This is a genomic window from Flavobacterium sp. KMS, from assembly GCF_000813005.1.
Classification (GTDB): domain Bacteria; phylum Bacteroidota; class Bacteroidia; order Flavobacteriales; family Flavobacteriaceae; genus Flavobacterium.
In genome coordinates, this window is record NZ_JSYP01000003.1 from 207,517 (window position 1) to 228,830 (window position 21,314).

16 protein-coding genes are annotated in these 21,314 nt (G+C 34.4%); 2 read left to right on the plus strand and 14 right to left on the minus strand.

From position 1 onward, the window contains the following. Positions 1 to 234 precede the first annotated feature (234 nt). The 3 genes from OA93_RS05250 to OA93_RS05260 form a co-directional block, all read right to left on the minus strand. Positions 235 to 1,509, minus strand: a complete 1,275-nt coding sequence (locus tag OA93_RS05250; protein WP_039112080.1) for a histidine-type phosphatase — start codon at positions 1,507 to 1,509, stop codon at positions 235 to 237. Between the two features lie 431 nt (positions 1,510 to 1,940). Beyond that, positions 1,941 to 3,122, minus strand: a complete 1,182-nt coding sequence (locus OA93_RS05255; protein WP_039112081.1) for an MFS transporter — start codon at positions 3,120 to 3,122, stop codon at positions 1,941 to 1,943. 96 nt (positions 3,123 to 3,218) lie between these two features. Continuing rightward, positions 3,219 to 3,713 carry a hypothetical protein gene (locus tag OA93_RS05260; RefSeq protein WP_039112082.1) on the minus strand — a complete coding sequence of 165 codons (495 nt, stop codon included), beginning with the start codon at positions 3,711 to 3,713 and terminating at the stop codon, positions 3,219 to 3,221. A gap of 357 nt (positions 3,714 to 4,070) precedes the next feature. Between OA93_RS05260 and OA93_RS05265 the strand changes: the two genes are divergently transcribed. Both OA93_RS05265 and OA93_RS05270 read left to right on the plus strand, forming a co-directional pair. Continuing rightward, on the plus strand, positions 4,071 to 4,808 hold the full coding sequence (locus tag OA93_RS05265) for a hypothetical protein (protein WP_039112083.1): 738 nt from the start codon (positions 4,071 to 4,073) through the stop codon (positions 4,806 to 4,808). Between the two features lie 436 nt (positions 4,809 to 5,244). Next, complete coding sequence (locus OA93_RS05270; protein WP_039112084.1) at positions 5,245 to 6,786, plus strand: hypothetical protein; 1,542 nt, start codon at positions 5,245 to 5,247, stop codon at positions 6,784 to 6,786. Positions 6,787 to 6,864: 78 nt separating this feature from the next. On the opposite strand, the gene OA93_RS05275 is transcribed toward OA93_RS05270, so the two are convergent. The 11 genes from OA93_RS05275 to OA93_RS05325 all read right to left on the minus strand — a co-directional run bounded on the left by OA93_RS05275 (position 6,865) and on the right by OA93_RS05325 (position 21,200). Beyond that, positions 6,865 to 7,893, minus strand: a complete 1,029-nt coding sequence (locus tag OA93_RS05275; RefSeq protein ID WP_039112085.1) for a rod shape-determining protein — start codon at positions 7,891 to 7,893, stop codon at positions 6,865 to 6,867. A 521-nt stretch (positions 7,894 to 8,414) separates the two neighbouring features. Beyond that, on the minus strand, positions 8,415 to 9,365 hold the full coding sequence (locus OA93_RS05280; RefSeq protein ID WP_240474674.1) for a heavy metal-binding domain-containing protein: 951 nt from the start codon (positions 9,363 to 9,365) through the stop codon (positions 8,415 to 8,417). A gap of 343 nt (positions 9,366 to 9,708) precedes the next feature. Then, positions 9,709 to 9,930 carry a cation transporter gene (locus OA93_RS05285; RefSeq protein WP_039112086.1) on the minus strand — a complete coding sequence of 74 codons (222 nt, stop codon included), beginning with the start codon at positions 9,928 to 9,930 and terminating at the stop codon, positions 9,709 to 9,711. A 124-nt stretch (positions 9,931 to 10,054) separates the two neighbouring features. Further along, the gene (locus OA93_RS05290; RefSeq protein ID WP_082001772.1) at positions 10,055 to 12,070 is read right to left on the minus strand and encodes a heavy metal translocating P-type ATPase; all 2,016 of its coding nucleotides are present in this window, start codon (positions 12,068 to 12,070) and stop codon (positions 10,055 to 10,057) included. A gap of 392 nt (positions 12,071 to 12,462) precedes the next feature. Next, entirely contained in the window at positions 12,463 to 12,879 is a 417-nt protein-coding gene (locus OA93_RS05295; RefSeq protein ID WP_082001773.1) for a transcriptional repressor, read from the minus strand. A gap of 59 nt (positions 12,880 to 12,938) precedes the next feature. After that, entirely contained in the window at positions 12,939 to 13,505 is a 567-nt protein-coding gene (locus tag OA93_RS05300) for a DUF2652 domain-containing protein (protein ID WP_039112088.1), read from the minus strand. A gap of 32 nt (positions 13,506 to 13,537) precedes the next feature. Next, positions 13,538 to 13,738 (minus strand): heavy-metal-associated domain-containing protein, encoded by a 201-nt coding sequence (locus OA93_RS05305; protein WP_039112171.1) that lies wholly within the window; start codon positions 13,736 to 13,738, stop codon positions 13,538 to 13,540. A 436-nt stretch (positions 13,739 to 14,174) separates the two neighbouring features. After that, positions 14,175 to 15,602, minus strand: coding sequence for an MFS transporter (locus OA93_RS05310; protein WP_039112089.1), 1,428 nt, complete (start codon positions 15,600 to 15,602; stop codon positions 14,175 to 14,177). Positions 15,603 to 15,630: 28 nt separating this feature from the next. Next, complete coding sequence (locus tag OA93_RS05315) at positions 15,631 to 17,007, minus strand: TolC family protein (protein ID WP_346425741.1); 1,377 nt, start codon at positions 17,005 to 17,007, stop codon at positions 15,631 to 15,633. Next, on the minus strand, positions 17,004 to 20,108 hold the full coding sequence (locus OA93_RS05320; RefSeq protein WP_039112090.1) for an efflux RND transporter permease subunit: 3,105 nt from the start codon (positions 20,106 to 20,108) through the stop codon (positions 17,004 to 17,006). The genes OA93_RS05315 and OA93_RS05320 overlap by 4 nt, the downstream gene beginning before the upstream one ends. Before the next feature lie 21 nt (positions 20,109 to 20,129). Beyond that, positions 20,130 to 21,200: an efflux RND transporter periplasmic adaptor subunit gene (locus OA93_RS05325; RefSeq protein ID WP_039112091.1), complete on the minus strand. Its 1,071-nt coding sequence runs from the start codon at positions 21,198 to 21,200 to the stop codon at positions 20,130 to 20,132. Between the last annotated feature and the right edge of the window lie 114 nt (positions 21,201 to 21,314).

A 21,314-nucleotide genomic window follows, 5' to 3' on the forward strand; every position in this document is an offset into this window, starting at 1 on the left:
AGTTAAGAGATTTAAGATTTAAGATCAACGATTGTAGACTTTTGATTTGGTGTTAATAAATAAAAAAAACACCTATTTTAAGCGGTTTCATATTTCTGAAATCAATCCCGACGCTTCGGGACGTTAGTCAAAGATCCTAAATCATTTTTAAAATTATTGCTTAACTTAATGACATTACCCGAAGACTCAGGATTGCTTCTTTGCGAGAAGTTTATTTATTACAATCATATAAAATTAAGTAGCAAGCAAACTCTTATAATAAGCTTCCACATCTTTCCAGTGATAATATGGCGCTTTATCTGTTTGTATAGTTGGAACAAGGATTTCTTTTTCGTGCAGAAGGAATTTTACAAGAATATCATCAGATTTTGATTTTCTGAAAAATACAATTTGTATGTTACCAGCCATAGGTGCTACTTTAAAGTTGCTCCAAGCTTCGTAAAATTTACCAGGATCAGAGATACTATTATAACTTCCGTCTAAATGAAGTAACATCGCCAACGGAATTATATTACCATCATGAGCAAAACGTAGAGTTGCTCCTTTTCCTTTAGAAGCAATTATTTTATTGGCACTTTCCATAATATTTTTTAATGTTGGTTTTTGATTTTCAAACATGATTCCGTTATTAAGGGCTGAGTTTGCATCGTTTACATATAAGCGATAGTTGCCACTTTGCCATAGGTCAAACAATTCCTGTTTTTCGAATAAATCATAAAAGGATAGTTTTGTTTCTGTATTTTGCATCCCTCCTGCTATGGCAAATAATTTTTTCATGAGGTCGTCAGGATTTACTTTTTTAACGATATAATCAGTATCAGAAAATAGAGAATTTACCAAACGATCTGGGTTTGTATGTTTGGCTTCAAATTTTAGGAATTCTTCTTTCCATGTGTCTTTCGCAGATCTAAAAGCAATTGCTTCTTTTGTATGATAGTTTAAATACTGTTGCCATTTTATACCCGCATTTCGAGAAATTTGCAGGCTTGGATTAAGTTCTTTAATACGTTCGCTAAAAGCATCCATACTTAGAACAACACGCACAACTGTTGTGGCACTGGCTTCGACTTGAGCATCTTTTGCAAAAACTTTTGGATAATGCGCATACATACGTTCAGCGATTCCTCTTTGCTCCCTTTGTCCTAATGGCGTAAGATCGCCCCCTCTAAATTCTACTTCTGTCCAAAGTTCCTGCAATCGTTTTAAGGCGTCTTTACCTAAATCAGATAACGCTCCATTTTTATTAGCATCTTCAAATAGGTTAATTACATCTTTATAATCATTATCACTTATTAAATAACGGGAACCATGTCGCCCAAAATGACTGATATAAAATGCCTCATATCCTTTTGGTAACGGTGTATAAGCTACAATATCCTTATCTGGATAAGCGTAATGTACACCAGCAGTTTTTTCGGGAGTATCAAATAATTCTTGTTGGGTAGTTTGGGCTAAAATAACAGACAAATTAGCTAGCGTAAATAATAATGATAAACGGATTTTTTTCATTTTGGTTTAGTTTTTTGCGAAGTAAATATATTGTAAATACTAGAAAATAATTGCGGTTATTTAGCTCATTAAATTATTATTAACAACCCGTTGGGGAATGTCACTAAGTTAAGGGAAAATGATAAAAAGATTTAAGATTTTGACTAACGTCCCGAAGCGTCGGGATTGATTTCAGATGTGTGAAACTGCGTAAAATATAAAATCTATTAACTTAACGACATTGCGGGACGAGAGAAAATCTGCGTTTATCTGTGTTTTCGCTTTAGCGAATCAGTGTCATCCGCGTTCCCTTATAGACAATCTTTGTCGAGAATACAAATTAGTGGTTTAATAAAATTGTGGTGCATGAAAATACACTTCAATAAAATCGAAGCAACGAGAAATGATTAAATAAACGGTATTGTAAGTACTATTTGGCGTTATGAAAAAAGTTAGATTTTTTCAGCTTTTCGCAATCGCATCCAAACATATCCAAGTGCAAGAAAAACCATTGATGCACTGCCGTACATAAGCATTGGAATGTTTGCAATTACATCCTGATACATCCATCCGGCAACAAGTGCGCCAAGACCAATTCCTGCTTCAAGGGCAATGTACATAGTTGCCATGGCTTTACCTCTATGATCTGCAAAACTCATATCGACTGTCCAGGCATTTAGTGCAGGTGAAACAATTCCTGTGGCAATTCCGTAAATTGCTGCTCCTACTAGAAGTCCGCTAATTGAGGTTGAAAATCCAACTATGATTAGTGATATTATTAAAAAGAAAAGTCCAATCCCAATTAAATGTAAACGACCATATTTATCAGAAGCTTTTCCTGCTCCAAAACGAATCATTACTGATGTAATTGTAAAAACCATAAAGAATAGGCCTTTGTTGGTTATTCCTAAATGCTGACTCCAATCGGGGATTAATGTTAGTATCACACCATATGCCATATAGGAAAGAAAGGTTACTATAGCCGCTGGTAAAACTTCGACAGCAATAATATCTTTTCTGGAAATCTTTAGGATATGCAAGCTAAAACGCTGTTTATATTTCAACGTTTCTTTCATATTCATTAAAATGACGATGGACAAAAGTGCAAAAACGGAAGATGCATAAAAAAGCATGTTCATGGATGAATATATCTTAATTGTACTCCCAATGGCTGGCCCTAAAGCCATTCCGATAGAAAAACAAAGACCATGTAAGCCCAACGCTTCGCCCCAACGTTCTCTCGGAACAATATCGGCAACATAAGCTGCTGTTGCTGTAGGTTTAAATCCTGTAGAAAATCCGTGAATTAGTCGCAAGAATAAAAAACCTGAAACTGTTCCTAAAATTGGATAGAGAATTCCGCAAACAAAGCATACAATTGATCCGACTGCCATAACAGGAACTCTTCCTAATGTATCAGTTAACCGACCACTGAATGGTCTTGAAATTCCGGCTGTTAATGTAAAAAGCGCAACAATTAATCCTTTATATTCTGCCCCACCCATATTACTTAAATATTCTGGAAGTTCAGGAATTAGCATATTAAAACTAGCAGAAAAGAGTAAGGAACTTAAACATACTAATCCAAACTGAAGATTATAGATTGGATGAACGGCTTTTACAGGGGAATTCATGAGGTATTTTTAGAAATGCAAAGATAGGCAAAACTCTAACCTCAAACTAACGGATAATTGAAGAAGTTGCTATGTAAAAACAGTTTAAATTATAAGCTATTCATAAGTCTCATAATTGATATACAAAACACAATTAGGCAGTATTTCTTTCATTGTAATAACGTGTTCCAAAAGGTATTCTCTATCAATGTTTTCGGAAGAAACATACAATTCTTTTAATTTTTGAAGGTTAAATAATCCTGGTAAATCTTCTAAATGAATTTCTGTTTTTAAGATATCTAAGTATTCTAAATCGACTAATTTATTAAGATATGGTATAGATTTATTTGTGATCTTTTCATGCTCTCTTAGAGTAAGTTCCCGTAAGTTTTTAATGTTACTAATATGCCTTACTCCTTCATCGGTTATGAGATTAAATTTAAAATAAAGCCGATGAATAGATGGTATTCTAGATGTCATTGTAAACAAAAAGTCATCATCGAGTTCGGTATCAATAGCCTTATAACCATCTATTTCTGATGGTATAGCAGCAAGATTTCCAATATCAAAGTTGCTTCTCCAGAAGTATTTTTCTTTTCCTTTTAAATGCATGACTAAATTGATTTATGGGTTATTAATGTGAAATAACTTGATTTACAATTACTGCGTTTGTTCGTTTCACTCGGAGCATTAAAATAAATCAATAGCTGTATATACTATAAAATTAATAATAAAACATTAATTATCATTGATAAGAAAAGAATTAATGTTGCCCAGACATAATTACTATATTTAAAGCATTATATGTAATCATGCTAACCAAATTAATCCTAATGTTTTCATAATTTGTACGTTTCTATAACCGTTTAAAAAGTTAAAAATACTTATATTTACTTTTTTGGTGATAAAACCCGATTACACGAATAGTAAATTTGAGTAGGTTAAGCCGATTAATTTTAAGCAGTCAAGATGGAACAAAATACCATATCAATAGCATCATTACCTTTAGAGGATAATCCTATACCGAATAATATAATAATAAAAGCTGATTTATTACCCAATCCAGAATCCAGGTTAGATTCTATGGAAATGAAGGAAACACCTCTTTATGATTCTAGCATTCCTTATAGAGATTTAACGGATGTTGCTAGTAAAAAAGAAAGTATTGCCCGACTGATAGATAAATTAGATGTTGAAAAAAATATTAGATATCAAAGAACTGTAGAAGATACTTATTGTAATGTGTACTCTTACGATTATTGTTATTTTTCTAAAGTTTATCTTCCTACGGTTTGGTGGACTGATGAAGCTCTGGAAAATATATTGAACGGACAAGATGTGGAAGCTGTTTTTGAGCAAACCGTAGATCGCATTTATTCTAGTGCAATACACGACTGGTTTTTACAATGGGGAGCCAGTTTTGGTTGGGAAAGAATGTTTTCTGTTGATGAAATTCAGGAAAAAGTAAATGCAAATGGTGGAATCGGAATGATTTGTGCCAAAAGAAGGGAAAAAGGACTGTCTGGACATATAGTTCCTGTTGTTCCCGAAACAGATTTACATAAGGCATATCGTGAAAATGATGTGGTAGTGTATCCGCTGCAATCGCAAGCAGGAAAGCTAAATTATAATTACTTTTCTGAGGATAGAAAAGATTGGTGGAATGATGAGTTATATTCCTCTTATGTGTTTTATTACCATGAATAAAAAAACTTTTGCACTTTATTTTTAAATCCAAAAAAAGCTTATTGATTTTCAATGTGTTAACAACTTGGAAATGATAAAACAATTCACTACTTTTGCAACTTAGAAAATACTAGGAATAGCAAAAGTTGTAATTAAGCTATCCTTATGCTTAAATTATTGATATAAAAGTGATTAATAACAATAGTAATTTTATAACCTTATTATAAAATTTTAGTTTTTTTTCAATTCATCAGTCGCTACAAGTACAAAAAATCTAAAATATATTTTCCTATATTTTTAAAAGTAAACGAAAACTTTTATAATGGAGGCAACAATGATGCTCAATCCGTTACAAGGTTTCTTGTGTCTAATTTAAACTGATTAGACTCTTGTTTGCGGATAAAAAGTATCATCTTAAAAAAAGTATTATCAACCATAAAAAAGAAAATTAGTATAAATGAAAGACAATCAGACAAAAAAATATTATTGGGGAATTGGATTAGAAAACGAAACCTATTTGCAATTTGAAGACCCCCTAATAGTTTCTGGTGAATTTATACAAGAAAAAATTGGATTTGAGAAATACAGTATTGATTATAGAAAATGCTATAAACCAGAAAGCCTGGCTCCTATTTTAAAAAAAGCTTTTGGATTAAATGAAAGCTATAAAGTAAGCCGAATGATGAATAGTCATTCTCTGGAAAAACTTGATATAAACTATCAACACAAAACATTATCACCAATAAAACCATTAATTGATACTGAAAATGGTGAGGTGATCGCAGAACCACTTGAGAATCCTGATTATCTTGGAAAGTCTATCATGGAACTTTTCCTTGAGGATCAACCGTACAATATTCAGAGTATGATTACTCAAAGAAACAAAACAATGGGTTCTGTTCATTTTGATGGTGATTCTATCGAATTTGTAACTAAATATTTTGAAAACAGAACAATAGCCGATTCGTGCAAAGAACTAAAAGCTACCAAAAAGTTATTCATTGATAAAATTAATGAATCACGTGTATTAAACGGAAAATTAAACTTTCCGGATTATAACAATGGACTTAATATGTTTATGACCAATCAGGAAAATTTGGTTTTGTTTAATAACGGAACGTACCATTTTCATATTACTTTGCCGTCATTAACAGAAGATAGCAGAATTGTAGATTATAATGAATTTGAAAAGACACATGCCAATGCTATTTATTTGTTGCAATGGTTTGAACCATTTTTTATAGCTACTCTTGGAAGTCCAGATATTATGGGAGTGATAAGTGATACTTATAGTATGGACAAAAAATTTACTTTGGGCTCTATGCGCAATGCAATGTCTCGTTATATAGGTGTAGGAACTTATAATAAAGCGATGCCAAAAGGAAAAATTCTGACTTATAAAGTAGATGATTTTAGAAAATTACTAAAATTTGAAAAAGAAGAAAATGTTTGGTGGCGTGATCAGGTTGAAGCTGATATGGAATATGAAATGCTTTCGGAAGTTGGTCTTGATTTTAATCAGGAAAAAATGTACCAAAGTGGTTTTGAATTCAGAAGTTTTGATGAGTTTCCAGCGCAGTACTTGAACGATGTTCTTTTTTCTATAATTTTAATTTGTGAGCATTCTTTAAACCTACCCGATGTACAATGGGGACATGATAGTAAAGCATGGAATAATCTAGTTTTTAGAACTTTAAAAACGGGCTATTTAACTGAAATTAATGAAGATGAAAAGAATGAAGTTTTAAATTTATTGCAAGTAATAAATCCTACTGATAGTAATTATAATACGCTAAAAGCAGAATTTGATGCTATCATAATGTTAGATGAATTCTTCTTTAAAATTTTGGCTGTCTTACATGATAAATACAAAGACAATAATGTTTGCTTGGATTCTATGTACGGACAAAAAACAAACTTCCCTCCTAAATGGGATAACTTTAATAAATACCAAACAGAGAAACATTTAAAGCAAATAGGTTCTTTCTGTGAGAATTAAAAATTATTAAGAAGTTTAAAAAAAATCATACAACGCCATAAAATTATGGTATTGTATGATTTTTTTTTTTGATTCCTACTATTTTATAAGTACGCTTTTATACTTAGCTATATCTTTTAAGACAGTTCCAGTACCAATAACCACGGCTCTTAACGGATCTTCTGCAATATATACTGGTAAATCCGTTTTCTGAGATATTCTTTTATCAAGACCACGTAACATTGCGCCTCCTCCTGCCAGATATAATCCGGTATTATAAATGTCGGCAGAAAGTTCTGGTGGTGTTAATGAAAGTGTTACCATTATTGCATCTTCTATTCTTTGTATTGATTTATCCAATGCTTTTGCAATCTCCCTATAGCTAACTTTTATTTCTTTTGGTTTCCCCGTAAGTAAATCTCTTCCACGAACCAACATATCATCAGGAGCTTCCTCAAGTTCTTCCATTGCAGCGCCAACCTCAATTTTTATCATCTCTGCAGAAGCATCTCCAATATACAAATTGTGTTGTGTTCTCATATAATACAAGATATCATTGGTAAAAACATCCCCTGCAATTTTTATCGATTTGTCACAAATTATTCCTCCAAGTGCAATAACTGCAATTTCTGTAGTTCCTCCTCCAATATCAACAATAAGATTTCCTTTTGGGAGCATCACATCTAAACCAATTCCGATAGCAGCAGCCATAGGCTCATGAATTAAAAATACTTCTTTCCCGTTTACCCGTTCACAGGATTCTTTTACGGCTCTCATTTCAACCTCGGTAATACCACTCGGAATACACACAACCATTCGTAATGCGGGAGTGAAAAAACTTTTCTTTAGTTCAGGTATATTTTTTATAAACCAACTAATCATTTTCTCAGAGGCATCAAAATCGGCAATAACCCCATCCTTAAGTGGTCGGATTGTTTTAATATTTTCGTGTGTCTTTCCCTGCATTAAACTGGCTTCCTTGCCTACAGCGATAATTTTTCCGTTTCTAATATCTCTGGCTACAATAGAAGGACTGTCAACAACGATTTTTCCGTTATATATTATTAAAGTATTAGCTGTTCCTAAATCCATAGCTATCTCCACCATCATAAAATCAAATAAGCCCATAATATTGTTTTGTTTAAGAACGGTTATTGTTGCGGCTTTATTTTCTGCAAAAAATAAAATTAAAATGCGGCAATTAAATATGTTTAAGGTTGGAATCTAGTTAAAAGGCACTAAATCATTCTTATACTAAGGTAGAACAAAAGATATGATTATTATGATGATTTGTTTTTATTAAATTATTTAATATTTTCTTAGTGTTAATTATCAAATTTTTTGTAAGGATTGGTTTATACTCATGATTTACAGGGGTATCTATCTGCCAATTTAAAGCATTAAGTTACATAGTTAGATTCATGAAATTAATATTACAGCAAAAAAATAACCATAATAAGAGAAGTAAGGTCATTTAAGTTTACGCTGATTAGGAGTACTTATATTCACTTATTTTTTCCTATTATGGTTAAAATATTTTTATTGTATTCGCTAAAAATTTTAGCAACACTTAAATAAATTTCTAGCAACACTTACAGTACTTTATCTATACAGCAAAATAAATTATTTTATTGGATAGTAGTTTACTTTTAGTGGTGAGCATGTTTATCATGACTATCGCCTGTAGCTTTAGGACCTTCAGAAACATTTACTGTAAAATCTGCTGTATGAAGTTTACCATCTATTTTAAACTGTACCCACATTCTATAAATACCCGCTTTTTTAACTTGAGTCTCTGCGTAAATTGGGAAGTTTTTATCAGATATTGGATGGATATGCAGGAAGTCTTTAGTTTCTTTAGCAACCATTACAATATGAGCGCTTGCTCCAAGATACTGTTCAATATCTTTCTCCTCTAGTTTCTTACCCCCTTTTTCTACAGTAAATTTTAGTAACTGACCTCTGTCTGTTTTTAAATCATTTCCGTTAGTTAATGTAACAGTATAATTATCAACTTTAGATACTAGTTTTTCTGTTGCCGTTTTTGGTATATCCAAAGGAGTTCCTTTTACTTCAACTTCCATCATTTTGACGTTACCAGACGCACCAACTGGTTTGTAATCGGTAAATAATAAATATTTACCTCCACCCGGAAATGTTTCGGAAACACTATAAGTACCATCCGTTTGTTCTTTTGGGTGAACGTGATCAAACCATGTTAATTCTTCATTCATAACCAAAAGATGCATCTTCATTTCGTGTACTACATCCATTGTTACATTTTTACCATCTTCGGTAACTGAGATTGATAAATTCGTTGGTTTTCCAGCCTGAATTACTTCAGGATTACTAGATAACTTAACATCAAAAGCCCTATCCTTCTTTGCTGCTGAAGGTTCTAATTCCATTCCGCATTTTGAACATTTTTCTCCTTTTTTCCCTGTTACTTCAGGATGCATAGGACAAACATAATTAGTTTCTTCATTAGCGTGCTGATGTATATCCATATCTGATGTGTTTTGTTTGTTTCCTGTATTATTACAAGCGGATAGCATAGCAATAGATGCTGTTCCGAGCAATAAAATTTTTAGTTTATTCATACTATTTTTAATTATTTTAAAGGCTTTATTACCTGTTACAAAGTTCTATGTTTCTTATAATCTAATCATTACACTTTTTCTGGTTTTATTTGTGACATTTACAGATAATGGATTGCGAACAAAAAAATATCTTATAAATATTGCAACGGTTTTAACCGCTGGAGCGCAATGTATTATCATAATTCGTATCGCATGGTTGAAACCGTGCGCTATGGTTAAAATAGAATTTAAGAACTAAAAAGAAAGAGCCCGATATGGTATCGAGCTCTTTCCAAACTGCATAACTGTAATAATATTGACTTTTTGCTTTTAACCTCTTTTGGAATAAGGTGTGTTTACAATACTAAACAGATAAAGGTTCCGCTTTAAAACCTTTACTTTTGATGATAGCAACGATTTCGTCTTCTGTTGCTCCTTCTGATTGCACTGTAAGGATTTTGTCGGCATTATCAGTGTCTACATTCCATTCGCCAATACCTTGAGCATTGTCTAAATCAGATTTTACTTTTGCTACACATCCACCACAATTAAGGGTTGTTTTAAATTGAAGATTTTTATTTTCCATTTTAATTGATACTTTAATAATTATTTGATACCACAAATTTCCGTCAATAATGCCTCAATACGTTTACAATATTCCTTATTTGATTTGTGATATTTACTGATTAAGGGATATCATAATGTCTTCTTTAAAATTTCATCTTTTGAATTCTAACGGCATTTAGTATAGCCAATAGCGCAACTCCTACATCGGCAAATACAGCTTCCCACATGGTAGCAAGTCCGCCCGCTCCGAGTATAAGTACAATGGCTTTTATAGAAAATGCCAATATGATGTTTTGCCAAACTATTTTTTTGGTTTGTTTACCAATATTTATTGCCATTGCAATTTTTGATGGCATATCGTCTTGTATTACCACATCGGCAGTTTCTATGGCAGCATCACTTCCTAGACCGGCCATTGCAATTCCTGCATCACTCAGAGCAATTACTGGAGCATCGTTTACACCATCGCCCACAAAAGCTACACTACCGTTACTGGCTTTGATTTCTTTTACTTTATTCACTTTGTCTTCTGGTAGTAAATCTCCGTAAGCATTATCTATTCCTAATTGCTTAGCAACATGATTTACAACGGCACTTTTATCACCGCTGAGCATAGTGACTTTTACATTCATGCTATGTAACTTATCGATTGCTATTTTTGCATCAGCTTTAATGCTGTCTGAGATTGTTAGATAGCCTACAAATTTCCCATCATAAGCAATAGCTATAACCGTGTACACAATATTTGCTGTGTCGGCATCATGGCTGATATTAAATTTATCAAGTAATTTAAAATTACCAACAAGCAATTCTTTTCCGTTTACAGTCGATTTTAGTCCATGTCCGGCTATTTCTTCCGTCCCTACTAAATTGATGGTATTGTCTATCTCGCCAACATAGTCATGAATGGCAGTTGCTACAGGATGTGTGCTTTGGCTTTCGAGCGCATTGACCATTTTAAGGATTTCGTCTTTATTAAACTCGGGTTTTATTATTACTTCCTGAACTTTAAAAACGCCTTCGGTCATTGTTCCTGTTTTATCAATTACAACATTCTGAATATTAGCAAGAATATCCAAAAAGTTAGAACCTTTAAATAAAATACCATTATGACTTGCTGCTCCAATACCTCCAAAATAGCCTAAAGGGATAGAAATTACCAAGGCGCAAGGACAAGAAATAACTAAGAATACTAATGCTCTGTATAACCACTCACTAAAGACATAAGTATCTACAAATATCGCTGGCAACAACGTAATTGCAATAGAAAGCAATACGATAATAGGTGTATATACTTTGGCAAACTTACGAATGAACAATTCCGTGGGTGCTTTTTGAGCAGTTGCATTTTGTACCAGCTCCAATATTTTACTAAGTTTACTATCCGAATAGGCTGTGGTTACTCTTACTAAACTTATAGTGCTACCGTTAATCATACCTGCCAATACAGTTTCGCCTTTAGATTTCGTATCGGGTTTACTTTCTCCCGTAAGGGCGGCAGTGTTAAATGAGGCACTTTCCGAAACCAGTTCGCCGTCTAGTCCTAATTTTTCTCCTGGTTTTAGCTGAATGAGATCTCCTATTTTTGCATTTTCAGCTTTTATAATAACCGTTTTATTTTCTTTGAGTAAAGTAACTTCGTCTGGGCGTTGATCCAGTAGTGATTTTATATTTCCTTTGGCACGAGATACGGCAAGTGTTTGGAACACCTCGCCTACTGCATAAAACAACATAACAGCTACAGCTTCTGGATATTCGCCTATGGCAAAAGCACCAACTGTAGCAATAACCATAAGAAAGAATTCTGAAAAGAAATCTTTGTAGCGTATACTCTCAATCGCTTCTTTTATAACTGGTAACCCAACAGGAATATAAGCTATGATGTACCATGCTAATTTTACCCAGCCAGTAAACCAAGGTTGCAGAAAATAATTATCAAAAGCTATCGCAATCAATAATAAAATGAGGGAGATAATAGCAGGCAAAAATAACTGAAATGCTGTTTTATCTTCGAGGTCGTGGCTGTGATCATGATCGTGTCCGTGACTATGGTCATGCACATGATTATGGTCTTTTTTGGTAGTATCGCACTGGTGTTGGTGCGCTTCTTTTTTTTGAGGTTTTAAATGATTATCTGTAGTGCAGCATTGCTTTGACATATCTAATAGTTTTTAATTCTATGGCAAAGTTATAAGTCTGTTTTGGGAACCTGGTTGCAATTTATACTTCTGAAATCAAAAAGCGTTAGTCAAAAATCTGAAATCAATTTTATTAAGTTAAGGAAAAATATATAATCTTGCATAGAATAAATTTATCGCAAAAACGCAAATTTTTTACAAACATCAATTATCCACGCGGTTGCATTTCTAGCCCTGATAGAAGGGAAAATCCTTTTTTATTGTTTTTCTCAATAAAAAAGATTTGGAATGATAGCAGGAAATAGCTCCTAAAAATCTTTAGAGAATAAATTATTTCCTGATTGTCGGGCAATTCAAGGCCTGAAATAAAGGATTTTCTAAAGATATAAATACTTGTTTATTCTTGAGAAAATCTAAAAGAATTTGGAGCAATTTTCGCAAATTCCTTTCATTACAAAATTGACACTTTCTAATAAAAACTTTTCAGGAAGCTGAATTGGTGGTATAGAAATACTTTCGAGACAATAGGTATTATGGCAACGGTTACAATTAAAATGAACGTGTAATTCTCCAACGGTACACATACAGGTTTCATTACAAATTGAATATTTCATTGAACCAGAACCGTCGTCAATGTTATGAATAAGCAAGTTTTCATGAAACAAAGTCAAGGTTCTAAAAATGGTTGATTTATTTACGGTTTCTAATTCCGTTTCCAGATCTGTTAGGCTAAAAGTTTTTTTAAATTCAGTCATTGTTTTAAATATCAATAACCGTATTGATGTTGGCTTTATATTCCTGTTCAATAATCTTTTTTCTAAGCTTTCCATTTTTATACTTTATTTAGGCTTCTATTACAAATTTAAGAAAATAGGGAACGTTACAAACGTTACAAATAATGTATATAACCAATTTCTGGTAAGTACATACAATTATCGCAAGTATCATATTCGATAGTTGCTTTAGCCGGTTGTTCAAAATTGGCCTTTAAAAATGCATCTGAGAACAAAGCATACGGCGGAAATTTGGCAATATGATTTTTAAGCATTTTGTGAGCTTCTACAACTGGTGCTCCATAAAGTTTCTCAAATCTGCCAATTTTATATTTGGTAAAAGGACCATAATGCACAATGATTTTTAGGGATAAAGGAATTTCCATAGAAAGCTGTAATGATAGTCTGGATATTTCTCTTCTAAAGTTGTTGTACATTACTTCAATTTGAGTTAATGTAGTACCAAACGACGGTATTTTGTGGTATTTGTAAAATAATATGGCATCACCTTCAATTTCCGAAACTTCTAAGGATAATGTGTTGCTGTCTATTATTGATTTTAGCAGACTTTCGGTTATGTATTTACCGATAAACATATTGGTATTTATTACAAAATCTGTAAAACCAGATATGTCTGGAATCATCACCATTCCTGTTTTATATTGTGCAGTATCATTTTTCATAATTCGGATTACAGCTGGGCTGATTACTATTATTAATTACCAACAGTGTATCCCGCCTTTTTAATAGCTTCTATAAGATTTTCTGCAGCATCATTGTCTTCTACAGAAGCGGCTAGTTTTCCAGCTTCTATTTTTTGAATTTGAATTCCATCTATATTTTTGATAACAGTATTTACTCTAGCCTGACAATGTCCACTTTTCATATCAGGTATACTTAATATTATATTTTCCATTTTGATTTATTTTATAATACAAATTTCAGAATTGTACCACTATTTTTCATGGTGTAATTCCTTGTTTGATTTATAATATTTACTGATTGTTTTAAGAAAAGGTTCTGAGGTTCTGAGAGGCAAAGGTTCAAAGGTTTTCCTGTAGAGACGCACCTCAGTGCGTCTTAAAGAATGTATTTATAAAGGTTCTGAGAAGCAAAGGTGCAAAGGTTCAGAGGTTTCTCTTGCGCAGATGCCAAGTTGTCTAGTGAATAAGTTTTAAAGTTTTTATTTAAAATAGTTGATTTATAGTTTTTTATGGTGTTTTGGAATTTATTTTCAAAAAAAAAAGACCCCATCATTAATCAACTTCCAAACTATTAAAGAAGAGGATTAAAAATGAGGTCAAAAAATGGTTTGTTTTAAGAATTTATAAAGCTCGTTTTTTGAATAGCATTTATTGTTTAAGCGTTTTTATTGAAAAAGCGGCTATAATTGCAGCAATGGCACATATAACGGCTGCGGAGAAAAAAGCCGTCTGGAAACCTGTATTTAATGCTGCAATATCAGTTTCACCCATTGCTTTAAGCGTATTTGTTTTTGCTGCTGAAATAGCAACAACAATACCCAGTCCTAAAGCCGAACCTACCTGATAACTTGTATTAACCAAGCCAGAAGCAAGTCCCATTTCTTCGGGTTTAGCTCCAGACATTGAGGCGATAGTACCTGGAATATAGGCTAATGACATACCAAGTGCTCCCAATAAAGATGCAGGCAAGACATTGATTAAGAATGTTCCGTCGGGCGGAATTGTACTAAACAGAAGAAGTGATCCTGTAAGTGCGATTAATCCAGCAATTAGATTTGCTTTAAAACCAAATTTGGCGACCAACTTTCCTGTAACTCCAACCATTAAAAACATGATAGCAATTGTCATTGGTAATAAAGCCAGTCCGCTATTAAAGGCAGAATAATTAAGCGTTTGCTGCAAATAAAGATTTAGAAAAAACCATAACGGAATCCATCCTGCGGCCATTAAAGCCATTACTAGATTACCTCCTGAAAGATTAGGAACTTTAAAAATACTCATTGGTACTAATGGTTCTTTTTTCTGTTTTTGAACAATAAAGAAAACAAGAAATAGTAACAAAGAAAGACCTAGTAAGGCAATGGTTTGTAAAGACTTCCACCCTGCTCCTTCTCCCGACACGATTGCATACACCATTACTACTAATGCTGTTGTAGCAAGAATTGCACCTGCAATATCTACTTTTCCTTTGCGGGTAACACCAGCAAATAATAAACTCTTGCTATATGCTAATACTATAAGTCCTACGGGAATATTAATTAGGAATATCCAATGCCAAGAAAGCCATTGAGTAATTGCTCCGCCAAGGAAAACTCCTGCAGAACCTCCCGCAGCGGCAGATGCTCCCCAAAAACCTAATGCTTTATTGAGTTCTTTAGGGTCAGTAAATTTAGATAATACCAAAGTAAGTGCTGCCGGAGCAATAAGTGCCGAGCCTAAACCTTGTAAAGCTCTTCCTGTATTTAGTGCAGCTTCAGACCAAGCCACACCTGCCAAAAGTGATGCGGCAGAAAGGATAATGAATCCCCACATAAAAATTTTACGTGTACCAAACAAATCAGACAAACGCCCGCCGAGAAGCAAAAATCCTCCGAATAGGATAACGTATGCATTAAATATCCATTGCAACCCACTTTGCGAATAACCAAGATCCGCTTTTATTGCTGGCAAGGCTACCCCAATAATTGAGGTGTCCATAATTACTATAAATTGTGCTGTACATAGCAAAAAAAGTGCCGACCATCGTTTGCTATATGGTGTAGGTTTGTCTATTGGTTGTTTATTATTTTTAGTCATATTTTTATTTAATTGTTTTAGTTAGTAATTATAGAGTTAGCAGTCCAAGGGCTTGTTGTAATTCTACATGTAGCATTCGCAAATTATACACAGCGTTTAGGTAATTTATTTTGGCTTGTGTTAGTGCTAGTTCAGCATCTGTTAGTTCAAGCCTTGAGCCTAAGCTATTTCTAAAACGATCATCAATCATTCGGTAATTTAATTCTGCCGACTTTACCGTTGTTTCCTGTATGTCTAATTGCGTTACGGATTCCTTCCATTTGCTTATAATTGTGGCAAGTTCAGTCTTAACTTCATCTTTTAAATCGTTTAGCAATATGTCTTCTTGCTGCGTTTTAATTTTTGCTTGATTAATCTGAGATTTAGTGCGATTGCCATTGAAAATTGGTACGCTAAGCTGTAAGCCTAAGAAAGAAGTTCTTGGCCAAGCATATTCGTTAATTTCCATATCATCTGCTTGTGCCTGTATCTGATATTGTCCTATTAATGCCAGCTGTGGTAATAGTCCTGCCTGAGCGGCTTTTAATTTTTTTTGCTGAAGATCAATAGTCAGTTTTTGAATATTCAAATCTTTCCTGTTTTTATCAGCAATTAGCAATGCTTCATCAACTTGGTAAAATTCGCCTTGACTTACTTTTACGGTATCTTCAAGGTTGTCTGTCAGTTCAATTTCTCCCGAATCTTCTAATCCTATGAGTCTTTTTAACTCAATGGCAGATACCTCTATATTATTTTTTAAATAAGAAACAGATGATTTTAAATTTGCTACAGCAATAAAACTCCTTAGTGTATCTGATTTTAGTCCTCTGCCTTGTGCAAATAGCGATTTTGAATCTTTAAGTGCTTTGATGTTACGTTGATGGCTTTGTTGAAGTAAACCTAGTTGTCTGTTCATCATCAGTATGTTAAGGTAAAGACTAGAAACCTGAAGCGCTACCCGACTTTTTAAATCGGCAGTTTTTTCGTCTTGAATTTTCTCGTTGATTTTAGAAGCTTTTGTAAGCTGATGTGTCGCTGGTGCAAAGATGGGTTGGTACAACGATACGAATGCATTATAAGTATTTCTTCCGCCAACAGCGAAATCCTGCACTGGTTTATCTGTGCCTACAAAGGAACCTGGGAGAAATATAACCTGCCTGTCGAAATAATGAGAAAACCCTGCGTTTGCCGAAATACTGGGCAGCAAACCACCTCTTGTTTCTCGGGTCATTTCTTTAGCATTTATTTCTTCTAATATTTGAACCTGTAATGCTTTGTTTCCCTGTTTTGCCATTTCTAATGCATCTGTGAGAGCTAGCTTTTTTTTCTGTGCATGCACTGCATTAGCGCTGCTTAGCAATAGCAGCGCTGTAACTATGTGTAAGATATTTGTTTTCATTTTATCTTCTTTGAGATTTAAAATCATGATTCTATGGCTGGACTGTTTGTGTCTTCAGAATCTTCTTCTACAATAACAACTTCTCCTTTTTTGCTTGACAAATAAGAATAAACTGCCGGGATGATAAACAATGTTAATATTCCCGAAAAGACAAGTCCTCCCACAATAACAATTCCTAATGACTGGCGGCTGTTAACGGTAAGCGCAATAGGTAATGCTCCGAATATCATGGCTAGCGATGTCATTAAAATTGGACGGAAACGCTGCTCTGCTGCCTGTATTGCGGCATCGTATTTAGAAAGTCCTGTATCTTTTAGATGATTGGCAAATTCTACGATAAGGATTCCGTTCTTGGTAATTAATCCTACCAGTGTAATAATCCCAATCTGACTGAATACATTTAAACTCTGACCAAACCACGATAGGCTAAGAATTGCTCCTGTTACTGCCATAGGCACGGTTAACATAATGGTTAATGGATCACGAAGATTTCCGAACTGAGCAGCTAGAATCATATAAATAAGCAATAATGCAAGGACTAGCGTAAAGGCGATATTACCTTGACTTTCGTCATAATCTCGCGATTGACCTGCTAATGAACTTTTGAAATTTTCTCCTAACACTTCTTTCTTAATCTTTTCGATTTCCTCAATTCCTTCTGCAAGACTCACTCCTTCTGCTGTTGCTGCCGATACTGTTGCCGATATATATTGGTCGTATCGGTATATTGCTGCTGGACTTACAGCTTCTTCAGTTGTTATTAGGTTGTTCAACGGAATCATCTTACCTGTTGTTGAACGAACATAGATAGCGCTTAAATCACTTTTGTCATTTCTGTGTTGTCGGTCTAATTGTCCAATTACTTCATACTGACGATCGTTGCGCAGGAAATATCCGTAACGCTGTCCTGAGAATGAAAGTTGCAGCGTATGAGCTACTTCTTCCATAGATACGCCCATTAAGGCTGCTTTTTCTCTGTCAATATTTATTTTTATCTCTGGTTTATTAATCTTAAGATCTGCATCTACAAATAGTAGTTTTTTGCTTTGACGTGCTGCTGCCAGGAATTTAGGAAGCACCGCTGTTAGACTATCAAGATTTGGCGATTGCAATACATATTGTATTGGCATACCTCCTCCATAACGGCTTCCGATAGTTGGTGGCAAATAAGGAAACAAAAGAAATCCTCTAAATTTCCCCGACGCCGCACCATATTGATTGTATAAATCCTTAATACTTGATTTTCTATCTTTCGGATCTTTAAGATAGATACTTTGTACAGCTACGTTAACAGGTGCTGGAGCGGGAATAAATGAGATTGCAACCATCGAATAGGTTTGATATAATCCATCGGTAGAATCGTTTACATATTTTCCAACTTCGGTCATGTGTTTTTTCATATAATCGAAAGAAACACCCTCGGGAGCAACGGCAATTAGATTCATGTTCGAACGGTCCTCTATCGGTGCTAGCTCAGAAGGAAGTCCTTTCCCAACAAGATAAATAAGTAAAGTTGTGCCTATCAAAAATACCCACGCTAACCATCTAAATTTCATAAATGTGATTAACAAACTAGCGTATCCATTATTCATACGGACGAAAAAAGGCTCAGTCACACTATAAAACCAACTAGGCTTTTCTTCTTTCTTCAAGAAATAAGCACTCAGCATTGGAGTAAGTGTCAGTGCTACAAAAGCCGATACCATTACAGAACCTGATACGACAATAGCAAATTCCTTAAATAGCTGACCGCTGATTCCTCCCATGAAAACAATCGGCAGGAATACTGCTGCAAGCGTGATGGTAGTAGAAATAACTGCAAAATAAATCTCCTTAGAGCCTTTAAACGCTGCTTGTATGGGCGACATTCCTTCTTCAATTTTTTTGTAGATATTTTCGAGTACTACAATAGCATCATCGACCACCAATCCTATGGAAAGTACTAATCCCAAAAGGGTAAGTATATTGATAGAAAAACCAGCTATATACATAATAAAAAATGCGGAAAGAATAGAAACTGGAATTGCTAATACTGGTATGATTGTAGATCGCCAGTCTCTTAGAAATAGAAAAATAATTAATACGACTAAACCAAAAGCGATAAAGAGTGTTTCTTCTACTTCTTTAATAGATTCTCTTACAGAACGGGTATAATCAAAGCCTACTATTAAGCGGTATTCAGATGGGATATCTTTTTTTAGCTGATCTAATCTTCTGTAAAATTCATCTACTACTTCTATAGCATTTGCACCACGTTGTATCTGGATAGCCACACCTATACCCACGCGGTTAAGGCCTCCAGTTTCATTGATGATAGCCGTACGTTCGTTTACTTCTCCTAATTCGGCTGAGCCAATGTCTTTTAATCGGATTACTCTATTATCAACTTGTTTGATGAGCATTTCCTCAAAATCTTTTACGGAAGTAAGACGTCCCATTGTACGAATACTTAGTTCGCTGTTATTCCCGTCTATCCTACCCGCAGGCAAATCAATGTTTTCTCTTAATAATGCCTTACGGATATCTTCGGGAGTTAGTTGATAAGCAGCAAGCTTAGAAGGTTCAAACCGAAGACGCATGGCGTATTTATGTTCTCCCACGATAGCAACATTATTGATTCCGGGGATAGACTGTATTCGGTCTTTTATCGTAGTAGATGCGAGGTGACTGACCTCTTTTATGTCTTTGGTATCGCTTTCTACTTCAAGAAATGCTACCAAATTATCTGGCGAAGATGCTTTTTGTACAATCGGCGGATCTACATCTGTAGGAAGCTGTTTTCGTGATTTGGCAACTTTATCCCTGACATCATTTAATGCGTCTTCAATATTTATTTCACGGTTAAACTCTATTGAAATTACACTTACTTGTTCCCTGGATTCAGAAGAAATGGTGCGTATTCCGTTTGCTTCCGATATAGATTCTTCCATTGGTCTGGTAAGCTTAGATGCGATTACATCTGGGCTTGCACCAGCATAGAAAGTAATTACTGAAATTACTGGTGGTTCTGTTAATGGAAATTCTCGAATCCCTAATTGTTTCCATCCTATTATTCCTAAAATAACAATGAGGAGGGAGAATACACCGGCTAAAACCGGTTTTTTTATGCTTAAAGCTGATATACTCATAACGCTAAAATTTGAATTTGATTAATTGGGTACAACGACTTTTACAGGAGTACCATCTCCTATGCGTAGCATATTTGAAATTATGATACTATCGCCAGTCTTAATCCCAGATGTGATAACAGCATCCGTTTCTGTCCTATTACTTATGGTTACTGCCACAGGTTTTGCTACTCCGTTTTTTATTACAAAAACAGCATATCCTTTATCACTTGGCGACAAAGCTTCGGTTGGTATCATTATACCTTTTGCTCCTTTCTGAGTGACACTGAAATAAACTTTTGCCGAAAGGCCTGCACGAAATTTTCCGTTTGAATTATTAGTTATTGCCTGTACTTGTAAGCTTCTGCCTTGAGCGTCAAGACCCGGTTCGGTAGCATTGATAGTTGCCGAATATTCTTGATCGGATAACTCAGAAGTAAATCTTACTTTGTTTCCTGTTTGTATCAACGGCAAGTATTTTTCTGGAACAGAGAAATTGATTTTGATACTGCTTTGATCTTGCAGTATTACTAGTTCTGCTCCAGGCGATACGTAAGCCCCAAGATGTACTTTTGAAATTCCGATTTTTCCTGAAAATGGAGCTCTAATTACGGTTTTGGCTAAGTCTACTCTAAGGAGTTCTTGCTGTGCAATCAAGGATTGGTAACGCATAACTGCCTCATCGTTTTCCTGTGGTCTTACAGTTTCGGTTTTTAAAAGATTAGCCATTCTGTCTTTAGTTAATCGAGCCAGTTCTAGTTCGGCACCAACCTGTTTTAACCGCGATCTGATGTCGGCATCATTCAGTTTGTAAAGCACAGCTCCTTGGCTCACGTAACTACCATCTTTAAATGCTACATGAGTAATTTTTTGAGGGAGTTCGCTCACAATAGAGACTTCGCGATACGGCATCATCGTTCCCACTACAACCTCTTCCTGATTGAGTTGTTTTTCTTGGGCAATTATAATGTCAACTGGTAGTTTGTTGGCATCCGCCTTAGCTGTTGCATCCTTTTCTGGTGCTTTTTCAGTTTTGTTCTCACAAGCAATCAATAAGATGCTCAACAAGGGAACTAAAATTCCCAACCTTTGTGTAGTATGTTTGTATAACATGTTCTTTTTTTTAATTATCCAACTAACTATTAAATTTCAATGTCAAAATTACAGTGAGATGCTAGCGGGCTTTATACACAATTACAGGTAAGAGTTGTGAGATTTACTTTTTTA